Annotated in this window: 11 protein-coding genes; 9 read left to right on the top strand and 2 right to left on the bottom strand. The window is 52.5% G+C overall.

Going from position 1 to position 15,255, the window contains the following annotated elements; genetic code table 11:
* The first annotated feature begins 1 nt into the window (after position 1).
* Positions 2-2,428 carry a penicillin acylase family protein gene (locus H8L32_RS26085; protein WP_186950793.1) on the top strand — a complete coding sequence of 809 codons (2,427 nt, stop codon included), beginning with the start codon at positions 2-4 and terminating at the stop codon, positions 2,426-2,428.
* 309 nt (positions 2,429-2,737) lie between these two features.
* The gene (locus H8L32_RS26090; protein WP_186950794.1) at positions 2,738-6,181 is read left to right on the top strand and encodes a S8 family serine peptidase; all 3,444 of its coding nucleotides are present in this window, start codon (positions 2,738-2,740) and stop codon (positions 6,179-6,181) included.
* 163 nt (positions 6,182-6,344) lie between these two features.
* Here the strand turns inward: H8L32_RS26090 and H8L32_RS26095 are convergent, their stop codons facing one another.
* Positions 6,345-7,457: an AI-2E family transporter gene (locus H8L32_RS26095; RefSeq protein WP_186950795.1), complete on the bottom strand. Its 1,113-nt coding sequence runs from the start codon at positions 7,455-7,457 to the stop codon at positions 6,345-6,347.
* Entirely contained in the window at positions 7,454-7,969 is a 516-nt protein-coding gene (locus H8L32_RS26100; RefSeq protein WP_222619506.1) for a cyclic nucleotide-binding domain-containing protein, read from the bottom strand. Before H8L32_RS26100 ends, H8L32_RS26095 begins: the two co-directional genes overlap by 4 nt.
* 392 nt (positions 7,970-8,361) lie before the next feature.
* Here H8L32_RS26100 and H8L32_RS26105 point away from each other — a divergent pair, with 392 nt between their 5' ends.
* The 7 genes from H8L32_RS26105 to H8L32_RS26135 are packed head-to-tail and all read left to right on the top strand — an operon-like array spanning position 8,362 to position 15,255.
* Positions 8,362-9,573: an acyl-CoA dehydrogenase family protein gene (locus H8L32_RS26105; protein ID WP_186950796.1), complete on the top strand. Its 1,212-nt coding sequence runs from the start codon at positions 8,362-8,364 to the stop codon at positions 9,571-9,573.
* Positions 9,574-10,383 (top strand): methionine ABC transporter ATP-binding protein, encoded by an 810-nt coding sequence (locus H8L32_RS26110; protein ID WP_186950797.1) that lies wholly within the window; start codon positions 9,574-9,576, stop codon positions 10,381-10,383.
* Complete coding sequence (locus H8L32_RS26115; RefSeq protein WP_186950798.1) at positions 10,376-11,038, top strand: methionine ABC transporter permease; 663 nt, start codon at positions 10,376-10,378, stop codon at positions 11,036-11,038. The genes H8L32_RS26110 and H8L32_RS26115 overlap by 8 nt, the downstream gene beginning before the upstream one ends.
* A gap of 24 nt (positions 11,039-11,062) precedes the next feature.
* Positions 11,063-11,893, top strand: a complete 831-nt coding sequence (locus H8L32_RS26120; RefSeq protein WP_186950799.1) for a MetQ/NlpA family ABC transporter substrate-binding protein — start codon at positions 11,063-11,065, stop codon at positions 11,891-11,893.
* An 8-nt stretch (positions 11,894-11,901) separates the two neighbouring features.
* The gene (locus tag H8L32_RS26125; RefSeq protein ID WP_186950800.1) at positions 11,902-13,290 is read left to right on the top strand and encodes an LLM class flavin-dependent oxidoreductase; all 1,389 of its coding nucleotides are present in this window, start codon (positions 11,902-11,904) and stop codon (positions 13,288-13,290) included.
* Positions 13,291-13,334: 44 nt separating this feature from the next.
* Positions 13,335-14,321 (top strand): aliphatic sulfonate ABC transporter substrate-binding protein, encoded by a 987-nt coding sequence (locus tag H8L32_RS26130; protein WP_186950801.1) that lies wholly within the window; start codon positions 13,335-13,337, stop codon positions 14,319-14,321.
* 22 nt (positions 14,322-14,343) lie between these two features.
* The gene (locus tag H8L32_RS26135) at positions 14,344-15,255 is read left to right on the top strand and encodes an ABC transporter permease (RefSeq protein ID WP_186950802.1); all 912 of its coding nucleotides are present in this window, start codon (positions 14,344-14,346) and stop codon (positions 15,253-15,255) included.

Genomic DNA, 15,255 nt, shown 5'->3' on the forward strand with positions numbered 1-15,255 from the left:
GATGAACAAGATTTTAAAACGCACGGCGATCGGCCTGCTGGTGCTGATCGCTCTGGGAGGCACTGCTGCCTATCTGAAGGTACGCAGTTCAGGTCACCCACAAATCGATGGTGAAATGAAGCTGGCCGGCCTGACAGCACCGGTGAAGGTCTTACGTGACGAACTGGGTGTACCGTATATATTTGCTGCCAATACGCCCGACCTGTTGCGAGCGCAAGGTTTTGTTACGGCGCAAAACCGGCTCATGCAGATGGAGTTGTTTCGTGCGACCTGGCGCGGCGAATTGTCCGCCAGTCTGGGCGCGGAAACCCTGCCCAGCGATATACGTATGCGCGTACTGGGCATACGCCGTAATGGCGAACGCCATGCCGAAAAACTGAGCCCGGAATCCCGCGCCTTTTTCCAGTATTACGTCGATGGCATCAATGCTTATATCCGGACCTATCCAGATGAACATCCGATAGAGCTGAAAGCCGTTGGTCTGGTGCCGCAACCCTGGAAAGTAGCCGACCTGATCGCCCTTGTGCACTATGTGCACTACACCCATTCAACCAATTTCAAGGCCGAGGTCGTCGCCCAGAAACTGATAGATCACCTGGGCATGGAACGCGCACGCGCCATTTTCCCGCTGACCATCAATCCTGACTGGAAAAATGCATCACCCGTCACACAAGCTGGTAATAGCGCTACGCAGGCACAGTCAACGCAACTGAACCTGGCCTGGAAAGATTTGAACATCGCGCCAGAAACCCTGAATCACCAGGGTTTGGGTTCAAACAACTGGGCAATCGGGCCTTCACGTTCGCAATCCGGCAAAGCCATGGTCGCCAATGATCCGCATCTGGACAACCGCATCTTGCCAGGCACCTGGCATCCGGTGGGCTTGTTCACACCGGATATACAGGCAGTGGGCGCGGCCCTGCCCGGCATGCCGGGCATACTGGTAGGGCGCAACAAGCATGTCGCATTTGGCGTGACCAATGCCTATGGCGATGTACAGGATTTGTACGTGGAAACCATAGACCCGGCCAACAAGGACCATTACATGGACGGCGGGCACAGCCTGCCTTTCACCGTCATCAATGAAAGCATACGCATCAAGGATAAAAATGCGCCAGGCGGATTTACTGAACAGGCTTTGAAGATACGTTTTACCAGACGTGGCCCAGTCATTACCGATCACCCCGGACTGGGGCCCAAGGGTGACAAATTGCTGGTCTTGCGTTCTACCGATGCTGAAGTATTCGCGCCACAGATCGGTATTGAAGGTTTGTTGACCGCGGCCAATGCCAAAGACTTTGACAAGGAAGTGCAAAAGATAGACTTGATGATGTTCAATTTTGTATTTGGCGATGATCAGGGTGATATTGCCCACAGGGCATCCGGCGCGGTACCGATACGCAGCGGTGCCGATGGCGGGTTCCCGCGTCTGCCGCCGGCAGATGGTAGTGATGACTGGACCGCCTTCATTCCCAAAGACAAGATGCCCGGCATGTTCAACCCCGAACGCGCCTGGGTGGGGACCGCTAATCATGACACCCGTCCTGAAGGATTTCCCTGGTATTACACCAATTATGTATCACCGAATTATCGCTATACGCGCATAGGACAGGTGCTGGGTACTACGCAGAAAATGACGGTGGAAGACCACTGGAATCTCATGCATGATGACCGCAATTTACAGTCGGATATATTGCGCCCCGCCCTGATTGCTGCACTGGAAAACGATCCGGCAAACAAAGACCTGGCTACCATCCTGAAGAACTGGGATGGCTGGGACAATGCCGATCTGGCAGCACCGCTGGTGTATCAGGCCCTGTATCGTGAAACCGTGATAGGCACCTTCACAGATGAACTGGGTGAAGACGTAGCGAAAGACATGCTGTCTACCTGGTATTTCTGGCAGCAACGCTTTGATGCGCTGGTAGCGACACCGGATTCGGTCTGGTTCGATGATGTACGTACTCCCAACAAGCGCGAAACGCTGGCAGATGTAATACGTGCAGCAGCACCACGTGCACGTGCGAGCCTGGAAGCCCTGCAAGGTAAAGACCCTGGCAACTGGCGCTGGGGCAAGGCCCATACCGTGCGCTTCGTCAGCCCTTTGCGCCGCAACGGTGCCGGACAAGAATTACTGGGTGGCTTTACGGTAGAGCGTTCAGGTAGCGGTGAAACCCTGAGCCGTGGTGTCTACGATTTCCAGAAACCTTATGAAGCGAATTTTTTCGCCTCCATGCAGGTCATCGTTGATTTTGGAGATAACGATAAAATTGAAGCCGCCTTGGCCGGTGGTGTCAGCGAAAGACATTTCCAGCCCCATCAAAATGATATGGCAAAACTGTGGGCGAAAAATCAGCACCGTCCATGGTGGTTTGCCGCCAGACAGGTGGAAGCCCATGCCAGGAACCGGCAGGTGCTGGTGCCATAATTCATTCACTGGAAATAAAGCGGGCAGCTTGTCGCAAGCTGCCCGTTTTATTTTTCAGTTTATTTTCTTGCTTATTTTTTCACTTATTTTTTCACTTGATACACCCGAAGGCATCATGCCTACAGATCAAAGTGCGTTCAATCCTGTTATGCATTTCATGAAATGCATACTGCAACTTCTTTGAGAAAAATATTCAAAAACTTGAAAATTCTCGTCGAAAAAGTAAAGAAGGTGTTACAAAAGTGTAACAACCCAAAGACTATCAGTTAAAATTACACCAACCTTAACTTGTAGAAATCAGAGATTCTCATGCCTTGGTACGAACAGAGTAAAGATATACCTGGTGGAACAGACACATTCGGATTTCTGGAAGCAAGTGGCATTGTGTACGGCAAAATCGATACGACAATTGACACGGATTGGTACCGTATGGACATGCAGGCCGGAGTCCGTTACACAATCACGCTCAATTCTTTTTCTTCAGGTGCCAACCTGAATCTGGTATTGCGCGACAGCACAGGAAAAATCCTGTACACCGCGCTGGCGAACAGTGGCAGCAGCAATTCCATCAGCTATACCCCGACCACCGGTGGTACATATTTCTGGGATGTTGAAGGTACGGGCACAGCCGGTTTTTACTCAATGAGCGCAGCCAGCAATCTTGCCGACGACTATGCCGCACGCGTCAATACCAGCAGTGTATTAACATTGGGCCAGACAAAGTTTGGAACGCTGGAAGGCTGGAGCGATGCTGACTGGCACAAGATGAACCTTGTAGCTGGTCATACCTATACGATATCCAACACCGGCGGCACCCTGTCCAATGCACTCCTTGAAATCTATGGAAGTGAAGATGGTGTAACATTAACTTACTCAACCACTGGCAGTCTGACTTTTACACCCACGGTCAGTGGCGCCTACTATGTTGATATCAGTTCCAATTCATTAAGAGGTACTGGCACCTATCAGTTGCAGGTCAGTGAACTGCAAACGGCACAAATGCCAAGCATTCAAGTCGGCAATCAGTACATCAACCGCAATAGTAGCGGCAACAGTGAAATGGTGTTCACGCTGACCCTGTCATATGCAGTACCCAATGCTGTGACCGTGACAGCCAAGACACTGGGTGAAACCGCACAGCCTGGTGTTGACTATACGCTGTTTAATCAAACGGTCACATTTCAACCCAATAGCACTACTGCCACAGTCAAAATCCCTATCCTCGGAAGCAGTAGCCTGGTTCCGGCACTGGCATTTGAACTCAACCTGAGCAATGCAGTTGGTGCCACCATCAAGGCCAATTATTATGATCCAACGGGTACATTGCAAACGACACGCCAGGCAGATGCCTGGGGCGTGATATTTGGCTCTGACTATGGCCCTAGCGGCTTCTTGCCAACCGACCCCTATTTTCAATATCAATGGTATTTGTTTACCACCAGGACAGAACTGACCTGGACACATGCAACAGGAAAAGGCATCAAGATCGCGATTTTTGATCAGGGCATTGATGCCAGCAACAGCGACCTGACCAGAAATGACAATACAGCCCTTGGTGTCAACGCTTACAGTCTGACCTATGGCGGCTCACCTGTTCTCAGCACTGACAATCACGGTACGCTGGTAGCAGGTATCATCGGGGCAGCGCGCGATAACAAAGGTATTGTTGGCGTTGCCTATGATGCCCAGCTAATACCTATCTATACGTCTTCAGCATACGGGCAGAAATATCTGACCGAAACAGTCAATGCCTTCACCTACGCGAAGTCGTTTGACATACTGAACAATTCCTGGGGCTATGGCAACCTGCTGGCACAAAGCACCAACTGGGCGTTTCTTGATAATGCAAACGACCCCAGTTTTGCACCCGCCTTCAAAGCGCTGAAGGATCTGGCAACGGTTGGTCGCAACGGGCTCGGCACTATCGTCGTCCAGTCCGCTGGCAACTCATACAGCGTTGGTGACGACACCAATCTGCATAATTTCCAGAACAGCCGCTACATCATCACCGTTGGTTCAACTGATTACTTCGGTAACGATTCAAATTTCAGCACGACAGGTGCATCGATACTGGTTTCAGCACCTGGTGGTGCCGGTTACCGTGACTTCAACAGCATCATTACCACGGATCGCAGTGGTGCGGCTGGTGAAAATTTGAATGATCTCGCTTTTTCTGACGGCACTTCATTTTCTGCGCCTATCGTGTCAGGCATAGTCGCATTGATGCTGGAAGTGAATCCCAACCTGGGCTATCGTGATGTGCAACAGATACTGGCCTACACCGCACGTCAGACCGGTGATCCCAGTGCATGGATCAGTAACGGTGCAAAAGACTGGAACGGCGGTGGCCTTAGATTTGAATCCGTCACGCAGTCATCCGGCTTTGGTCAGGTGGATGCGCTGGGCGCAGTACGATTGGCAGAAACCTGGAACACTCCTGCGCAAACGGTCGCCAATACCAAAGAAGTGATCGCAAGCCAGACTGTTAACCAGGCCATACCGGACAACAACCGTACCGGTGTCAACAGCACAATCAACGTTTCCAGCAACCTGACCGTAGAGCGTGTGGATGTCACCGTCAATATTACGCATTCTTATATCGGTGACCTGGAAATCGTTTTGTACTCGCCTACAGGTACGGCCAGTTATCTGATGTACCGCCCGTCCAAGGGCAGCCTCAGTGCCTATGGATCAAGCCAGGATAATGTCCACTTTACCTTCGATACCGTGCTGGACATGGGTGAAGCAGCCAGCGGCACCTGGACCCTGAATGTACGCGATCTGGCAGCACAATCGGTCGGCACCTTTGATAGCTGGACCATAGACCTGATAGGCCATACCACCAGCAACAATCACACCTTCGTCTACACCAATGCCTTCCCTGACCTGGTGAAAGCCGATCCCACGCGCGGTGTACTGAGCGACCCGACTGGTGGTATTGATACCATCAATGCGAGCGCCCTCAGCCTGGATAACAGGATTGATTTAAGTGGCACTACAGCGTCCAATCTGAATGGTGGCGCACTGACTATCGCCAAGGGTACCACCATACAAAATGCTTACGGTGGTGGCGGTGATGACATACTGATTGCCAATGCCAAAGGCAGCCTGCTGTATGGCATGGATGGCAACGACACCTTGCTGGGAGGCATAGGCAACGACACCCTGGCCGGTGGTTTCGGCAATGACAATATTGACGGTGGTGCCGGTTTTGATACCGCACTGTATGGCAACGCAAGATCGAATTACACTATCACCAAGAACGGTAACGGTTTTACCGTAAAAGACGCAAGCGGTATGAATGGTACGGACGGCCTGATCAATATCGAGCGCCTGAATTTTTCGGATACTTCGGTCGCGCTTGATATCAATGGCATCGCTGGCCAGGCTTACCGCATTTATCAGGCAGCATTTGCCCGCAAGCCTGACCTGGCCGGTCTGGGATACTGGATTGCGGACATGGATAAGGGCAGCAGCCTGACGTCGGTCGCAGCCGGCTTCTTCCAGTCGAAAGAATTCCAGTCACTGTATGGCGTCAATCCCGGCACGGACAAGCTGATTACCTTATTGTATGCGAACGTATTGCACAGGGTGCCAGATCAGGCCGGGCTTGACTATTGGCGCGCCGAACTCTCCAGTGGCCACATCACTTCAGCCGGGGTACTGGCAAGTTTTTCCGAAAGTCAGGAAAACCAGTTGCAAGTCATAGGCGCGATACAAAACGGTATCGATTTCCTGACCTATCACGCCTAGCAAAACAATGGCCAGCGCTCAGAACCTGTTCACGATCTGTAGCGAGCGGGCGTCAGCGGGGTGAAGAGCAGCGCAAAAAGCGGAATGTACTCTAAGTACATGAGCATTTTGAGCAGCGCATGAGCCACGATCACGCCCGCGCAGTAAGATCGTGAACAGGTTCTCAGATCAAATCTGCGCTGGCCTGATTTTTACGGATAATTTTGGCATGTCGGTGCCGTGCCCGCAAACGCTGATTGGTGACGACATGACCAACGGTCTCGCCTATCACCATGGCGACACCCAACAGCGGCAAGACCAGCATCAGGCCGGGCACCCCGGCCAGCTCTCCACCAACAATAATCATTAACACGGAAATCAGCGGATGCATGTGCAGGCTGCGCCCCAGCGTCAATGGCATGAAGATGAAATCATCCAGCAGACGCACCATGACGAAAACGGCAATCGCACCATACGCCAGCAAGGGCACATCAGGTGCATCGGTGGCAGCCACCAGCACCACCATGATGCAACCCATCACCGAGCCGACGAATGGCACCCAGGCCAGGATGGCCGATATCAGGGCCAGCACCAGTGGTGAAGACATGCCTATCATCCATAAACCCAGGGCAAGGATGACGGTGTCGATCACAGTCAGCTTCAGCAAACCCTGGAAATAACGGCGTGCGGTCTGGCCGACTTCATACATCAGATACAGCGTTTCTTCAAAAAACGCATTCGGCACGGCGCGAGCCAGAAAATGCTTGAACTTGCGGCCATCGCGCAAAAAGAAGAAGGTCAGGAAGGGCGTCAGGAAAATAACCGGTAAAAAGCTCGCCACGGACATCAGGATATTCGCCGCATATTGTTGGGCAAAATTGTCCGTATTGGCCATCATCCAGGCATCGACCGTTTCGCTGGCATGTGCTTTGCGCAAGATTGACAAATTGCCTTCCAGGCTCTGCATGGTATTGCGCACAAACTGCAGACCACCATCCACATAGTGCGTCACCAGTTCTTGCAATGAACCCATGCGGGTAGCGAAGGTGGTTATCGCATAGCCAAGCACGCCGCCCATAATAATGAAAAACAATCCCCCCACCAGCAGGGCAGCCGTCTCACGCGGCAAACCAAACAGTGTCAGGCGTGATACTGCGGGTATCAAAATGTAATACAGAATCATTGCGAGCAGGAAGGGAACAACCAGCAGCAATACTTTCGGCAGCAGGATAAGTAGCAGGCAGGTAGCAGTCAGCACCCCCAGCCAGACTACAGGACCGGATTCGCGTTGATTCACAGTGCCTCGATACGTGTTGAGTCTGCCATGGAATCGCGCAGGCGACGGCTGATCAGGCGTGCCAGCTCCAGCGATATCTTGTAACCGATCACAGCATTGGTTTCCAGCAATGAGCTGAAGTCGGCCCGGAAAAACACGGCCACATCACAATTTTCGGCGGCACGTGCCTGAGCGCTGCGTGGTGAATTATCCAGCAGGGCAACATCACCAAAAAAATTACCTGTAGCCAGTTCGGCAATCACATCGGTGGCGATAGCATTGTCTTGTTCACGGGTACGGCAGATGTGTATGGTGCCAGACAGCAGGATATATAAAGCCTGACCTTCCTCACCTTCATCAAAAATCACCTCATTGGCAAGGTAATGACGGTCATGCAGCATGCCATCGATAATCTTCAATTCACGCGGACTGAGGGTAGAAAAGAGCGCCACACCTGACAAACGCCGCAGGCGATCAGATTGTTGCGGTTGTTTTATCCAGCCAAGTGCCACTATGCCCCCGATGATGGTCATTGATATGAATTTGCTGCCTGATCAGGCGATTACATTACCCAAATGCCTGGCAGACAGGCAGTTTTTCGCAGGTTTACACCTTGATTTGGCAATTTTTACCAGATTATGCGGTAAGGCGGTGTAATTTCCCATGAAAATTTGATGTTTCCTCCTCTTTACCGGGGCAGCGAACTGGTTTGGCACACGGAAAATACAGTGTCGCTTCTATTATTCTACGGGTCAGACAATTCCCGGCATGACTCCGCGCCACACCATCATACGAATTTCAACTATCAGAATTCCATTTTCAACATAGACCTTTAACACATAAGCTATCGCAGATTTGTTCGTGTACGTGCCCGGCAGGCAATGTAATACTGATTTTCCAAATTGTCCCGAATATCAGGTTGACCATGTCTTTTGCCTTGCACCGCCTAGCCACGCCCCACTCATCCAGCGATCAGCACGACGACGTGCTGGCCATCGCTACTGCGTTGGCACAGCGGCTGGCAAGCACGGCTGTTGAACGTGACCGCGCTGGTGGGCATGCCAGCCAGGAGCGTGAATGGATACGTGAATCCGGCCTGTTAAGTTTATCCATACCGCGTGAATTCGGTGGCCAGGGTGCCGACTGGCCTGTCGTCTTTCAAGTGATACGCGTGCTGGCAAAAGCCGACAGCGCACTGGCCCATGTGTTTGCCTTTCATCACCTGCAACTGGCTGGCATACAACTGTATGGCAATGCACAGCAGCAGCGCAATCTGTTGACAACAACGGTGGAACAGCGACTGTTCTGGGGTAATGCACTCAATCCCCTGGATCAGCGAACAACCGCAAAAAAGATAGAAGACGGCTATCTGTTAAATGGCATCAAGAGCTTTTCATCCGGCTCCGTTGGTTCTGACTGGCTGACGATTTCAGCCTGGGATATTGCCACTGAAAGCGCACTGATCGCCGTTATCCCCAGCACACAGAAAGGTATTGCCATACAGGCCGACTGGGATGCCTTTGGTCAAAAACAAACAGACAGTGGCAATGTGCATTTTGATGATGTCCTGCTTCCCTCTGAACTGGTGTTGCAGTCACCTGGCCAAAGCCCCACGCCGCAGGCCACATTGCGCTCGCAGGTCGCGCAACTCATCATGGCGAATCTGTACCTGGGAATTGGTCTGGGTGCATTTGACAGTGCCCGCCAGTATACGCAGGAACAGTCAAGGGCATGGTTTACTGCGGGTGTCGATAAAGCAACGGAAGACCCTTTCATACAGCATCGCTATGGTGAATTATGGCTGCTATTACGCCCAGCAGAAGTACTGGCAGATCAGGCTGCACTTGCGCTGGAACAGGCGTTTCGCCAGGGGCCGCTGGTCACTGCCGAGACCAGGGGCGCACTGGCCATCGCGGTAGCAGAAGCAAAGTGCCTGGCGCATCGCGCCGGCATTGAGGTCAGCTCGCAAATGTTTGAACTGACAGGTGCCCGTTCAACTTCAGCACGTTATGGCTATGACCGCTATTGGCGCAATGTCAGAGTGCATACCCTGCATGATCCTGTCGACTATAAATTGCGTGACCTTGGCCGCTTTGTACTGAATGGCAGCTTTCCCGAACCCACGTCCTATTCCTGAATGGTAACGATAGTGAGCCACCCCATCATACAAATCAAATCTGTCAGCAAGGCATTCTCTTTGGCCGGTGGCAAGATTTTCCAGGCAGTGAAATCTGTCGGCCTGGATATTGCCCAGGGAGATATCTACGGTTTGATAGGAAAAAGCGGCGCAGGTAAATCCACACTGCTGCGACTGATCAATTTACTCGAGCGCCCGGACAGCGGCGAAGTCATTGTCGCCGGACAAGAACTGACCAAGCTAGGCAAGACAGAATTAAGAGTCGCCAGGCAAAACATAGGCATGATTTTCCAGCAATTCAATCTGTTGCAAAATGCCACCGTGTTTGACAATGTCGCCTTCCCATTGAGAATACATACCAGGCAAAGCAAGCAGGAAATCGCGCAGCGTGTTGCCGAATGTCTGGACATCGTCGGCCTTGCCAATAAAGCAGACAGCTACCCGGCACAACTATCAGGCGGGCAAAAACAGCGTGTGGCAATCGCCCGTGCGCTGGCCAGCAAACCCAATGTGGTCTTATGCGATGAACCAACTTCTGCCCTGGATGCGGAAACCACTCGTGAAGTGCTGGACACCTTGCGTGACATCAATCAGCGGCTGGGAGTCAGCATCGTCATTGTCAGCCATGAATTATCCGTACTCAGCACCATCTGCAACAAAGTAGCGGTGATAGAAGATGGTGAAATTGCCGAGAGTTTCTTACTGGCAGATACCGGCGTGTTGCGCAAAACGGCACTCGGTCGTGAACTGGCCTTTCATGGTCAGGAAGCGGGCAGCAATGCGCAGTGGAAGGAATTAAGCCATGTTTGAAAACCTGATTTCACTATTGCCCGAACTGGGTACGGCTGTATTACAGACTTTCACCATGCTGGCCATAGGTTTGACCGCCGCTGTTGTGATAGGCGGCCCTCTGGGGATTCTTCTTTTTCTGGTGGCGGATGGACAATCGCTGCAAAACCGTCCATTGGCCGTCGTGCTGGGCTGGCTGGTGAATACCATACGGTCCTTCCCTTTTATCATTTTGCTGGTGGCATTGGTGCCGTTCACGCGTTTTCTGGTTGGTACATCAATCGGCCCGCTGGCAGCGGCAGTGCCCTTGTCGATTGCTGCCATTCCTTACTTCGCCAGGCTGGTAGAACAAAATTTCCGCGAAGTGCCACGCGGTGTAATTGAAGCCGCACACGCAATGGGCGCGTCAGAACTTCAAATCATCTTTCGCGTCCTGCTGGTGGAAGCACGTAGCGGCCTGGTATTGGCACTGACCGTGCTGGCGATCAGCTTTTTGTCTTATTCCGCAGTGGCAGGTGTGGTCGGTGGCGGTGGCATCGGTGACCTGGCTATTCGCTATGGGTATTACCGCTTCCAGACGGATGTCATGTTCATTACGGTGGCACTGCTGATCGCGCTGGTGCAGCTCATACAATTTACCGGGAACCGCGTTGCACGTGTTCTCGACAAACGTTAACTCTCTTTTTCCAAAGGACATATCATGTACCGTCGCCCATTATTAATCAGTGCACTTGCGCTTGCATTCGCCACGTCATTGAGCACACCTGCTTTTGCCAAAGACCCGAAAGAACTGGTCATCGGCACCAGTGCCGGACCATATGCAGACCAGGTCAAACTGGGTATCAAACCGATACTGGAAAAACAGGGTTACAAAGTCAAGGTGGTGGAGTTCAATGACTATATCCAGCCTAACTTTGCTTTGGCTGAAGGTGCACTGGATGCGAATGCCTTCCAGCACATCATTTACCTCACCAAATTTTCGACCGACAATAAACTGGCACTGTCAGAATTGATCAAGGTGCCGACCGCACCGATTGCCATCTACAGCAAAAAACACAAATCGCTGAATGAGGTCAAGGAAGGCACCACGGTCGCCTTGCCGAATGACCCGACCAACCAGGCGCGGGCGCTGGTATTGCTGGATCAACTGGGCTGGATCAAGTTGCGGGCCAATATAGACCCGATACGTGCATCGGAAAAAGATGTCGCAGACAATCTGAAAAAAATCAAACTGATACCGCTGGAAGCTGCGCAACTACCGCGCTCTCTTGAAGATACTGATTTCTCATTTGTGAATGGCAATTTCGCACTGGCGTCCGGTCTGAAGCTCAATGAAGCACTGGCACGCGAGAAAATTTCTGCCAACTATCAGAACCTGATCGCCATACGTACCGCGGACAAAAGCAAACCCTGGGTGAAAGACCTGGAAGCGGCCTATCGCTCCAAAGAATTCCTGGAAGTGACCAACAAGCATTTCGCCGGTTTCTCCAAACCTGACTATCAGCAGGCACTAGAAGTTGCGGTCAAGTAAGTAGTGTCATGACCAAAAAATCGATACGCTTCAATGCATTCCAGATGAACACGGTCGGACATCAATCGCCCGGCATGTGGCGCCATCCCAGGGACAACAGTCATCAATATACCAATGCTGAACACTGGACGGAACTGGCACGCCTGCTGGAATATGGCTTGTTTGACGCGGTCTTTCTGGCAGATGTATTGGGTGTGTATGACGTGTATGCGGGTGACACCGATGCGGCCTTGCGCCATGCCATACAGGTACCATTGAATGACCCGCTGGCACTGGTGCCGCTGATGGCCAGTGTCACGAAGCATCTCGGCTTTGGTGTGACCTGCGCACTGACCTATGAACACCCTTACACCTTTGCCCGTCGCATCTCTACGCTTGATCACCTGACCCGGGGCCGCATAGGCTGGAATATCGTAACGGGATATCTGGACAGTGCAGCCAGGAACCTGGGGCTGCAACGTCAGCTCAGCCATGATGAACGTTATGACCTGGCCGACGAGTATATGGAAGTGGTCTACAAGCTGTGGGAAAAAAGCTGGGACGACCAGGCCGTGGTGCGCGATAAAGAACGCGGCATCTATACCGATCCCGCGCATGTGCATGCCATCAACCACAAGGGCAAATACTACAACGTGCCGGGCATACATTTGTCGGAACCTTCACCACAAAGAACTCCGCTACTGTTCCAGGCAGGCAATTCAGCACGCGGCACAGCCTTTGCTGCACAACACGCAGAATGCACCTTCGTCAGCGGGCCCAGCAAACAGGTGGTCAGGCGTTATGTCGATGACACGCGCGCTGCATTAAAAGCTGCCGGGCGTCAGGCTGACGATGTGTATATCTATGCGCAAGCGCTGATCATCACGGCAGAAAACAGTGATGCAGCCCAGGCCAAGTATCAGGATTACCGTCAATACATTGATATCGATGCGTCCTTGGCCCTGCTGTCCGGCTGGACTGGCGTGGATTTTTCCAGGCTGCCACTGGATGCAAGCATCGACTACATAGAATCTGAAGCAGGTCGTTCTGCCCTGGCCTCGTTCAGCTCTGCCGACCCCGGCAAGAAATGGACAGTGCGCGAGGCCGCAGAATTTATTGCCCTTGGTGGTCGCGGGCCTGTATTTGTCGGTGACGCGAAGGAAGTAGCCGATCAGTTGGAAGCATGGCAGGACGAAACCGGCATCGATGGCTTCAATCTGAGCTTTGCACTGGCGCATGAAACCATCAGGGATGTCGTGCACCTTATCGTGCCGGAACTGCAACGGCGCGGGCGTTATAAAACCAATTACAGCACCGGCACTTTGCGCCAGCAATTATTCCAGCGCGGACCATATTTGCCAGCAAACCATATAGGCAGAAATACCGCAATCAAGTCGACACTGGCCGATGCAGCTTAGCGCCATATCAACAATAAAACACCACACGATCTCCGAGGAAAACAATGAAACGTCGCCATTTCTTGCAACTGACTTCTGTCGCGGCAACTGCCGGCATCACGGCCTTGCCGTCCCTGGCCAATGCAGCCTCCAGCCTCAAGGAATTGCGGCTGGACTATGCCTATTACTCACCCACCAGCCTGGTATTGCGCCGCTTTGGCTGGCTGGAAGAAGAATTCAAGGCAGATGGCACGAACATCAAATGGGTACTGAGCGCCGGCAGTAACCGTGCACTTGAATATCTGAATGCAAACAGCCTGGATATCGGTTCTACTGCCGGGCTGGCAGCCTTGCTGGCCAAAGCCAATGGCAACCCCATCAAGACACCGTATATTTTTTCACGACCTGAATGGACCGCACTGGTGGTGCGCAAGGATTCTGCCATCCGCAGCCTGGCCGATTTAAAAGGTAAAAAAATCGCAGCGACCAAGGGTACCGACCCCTATCTGTTCTTGCTGCGCGCACTGAAGACTGCTGGCTTGAAACGTACCGATATTGAACACGTTGGCCTGCAGCATGCCGATGGTCGTGCCGCGCTGGAGCAAGGCAAGGTAGATGCCTGGGCCGGGCTGGATCCACACATGGCAGCCAGTGAACTGGAAGCCGGCTCACGCCTGATTTATCGCAACGTCGCTTTCAATACCTATGGTTTTTTGAACGTACGTGAAGATTTCCTGAGTAATCACGCTGCGGAAGTGAGTCGCGTATTGCGTGCCTATGAAAGAGCGCGAGCCTGGGTGCGTAATAACCCGACAGATGCAGCCAAAATTTTATCCGAAGAAGCTAAAGTCAGCTTGCCGGTAGCCTTGCTGCAAATTAAATTACGCAGCGATTTCAGTCAGACACTGCCATCGGCTGAACATATACAGGCATTGCAGGTAGCAGCACCTATCCTGCAAGACGAAGGGCTGGTGAAGCCGGGTGTTGATCTGAGTCGTACCATACGCGATCTGGTTGATACACGTTTTGCCCAGAATCTGATCACCGTGTAATCCTGTCTGGCAATTGCATATCATGTCATCGCCCAGCATTACTATCGCTACGGAATCACCTGCGCCGGTCCACAGTGGCACTAATACTCATGGCACAAATGGTACAAATGGTACAAATAACGCTAGCAGCAATAACGACATCGGCGCCAGCAGCGCCATAAAAACGCGCCTGATTGTACCGAGCTTTTTGTGGGGTCTGCTGTTGCCCACTGCTTTCTTGTTGCTGGCAGAAATCAGTGTGCGTTATGGGTGGATCGCTGCCAATCTCTTGCCTGCGCCCAGTGAAATTTTCACGACCATCGTGCATCTGGTACAGCAAGGTTTGTTTACACATATCGGTATCAGCACGGTACGCGTGGCCATAGGTTTTATCGCTGGCGCTGGCCTGGCAATCCTGACCGGCTCTATGGTGGGTTTAAGTACACGGCTGGAGGCGCTGCTTGATCCCAGCTTTCAAGCCTTGCGCGCCATTCCCTCGCTGGCATGGGTCCCTCTGCTATTGCTATGGCTGGGCATTGATGAAGCGCCAAAACTGGTACTGATAGGGATAGGGGCTTTCTTCCCGGTATACATGGGTGTGGTTTCGGGAATACGCGGGGTCGACCGGCGTCTGATTGAGGTCGGCAAGCTGTATCACCTGTCAACCACAGCCATGATCAGGCGCATACTTTTGCCAGCGGCCCTGCCTGCCATCCTCACCGGCTTGCGTAATGGCCTGAGTCTGGCGTGGATGTTCATGGTGGCAGCAGAACTGATCGCCGCCAGCCAGGGCCTGGGTTACCTGCTGACAGATGGCCGCGAAACCAGCCGGGCCGACATCGTTTTGGCTGCCATCGCCATACTTGCCCTGCTGGGCAAAGGCAGTGACTGGCTCATGCACAGACTGGAACTGCATCTGCTGGCCTGGCGTGATACCTATCAGCCGGGGAAATAA

It is taken from the genome of Undibacterium hunanense (assembly GCF_014284335.1).
Classification (GTDB): Bacteria; Pseudomonadota; Gammaproteobacteria; order Burkholderiales; family Burkholderiaceae_D; genus Undibacterium; species Undibacterium hunanense.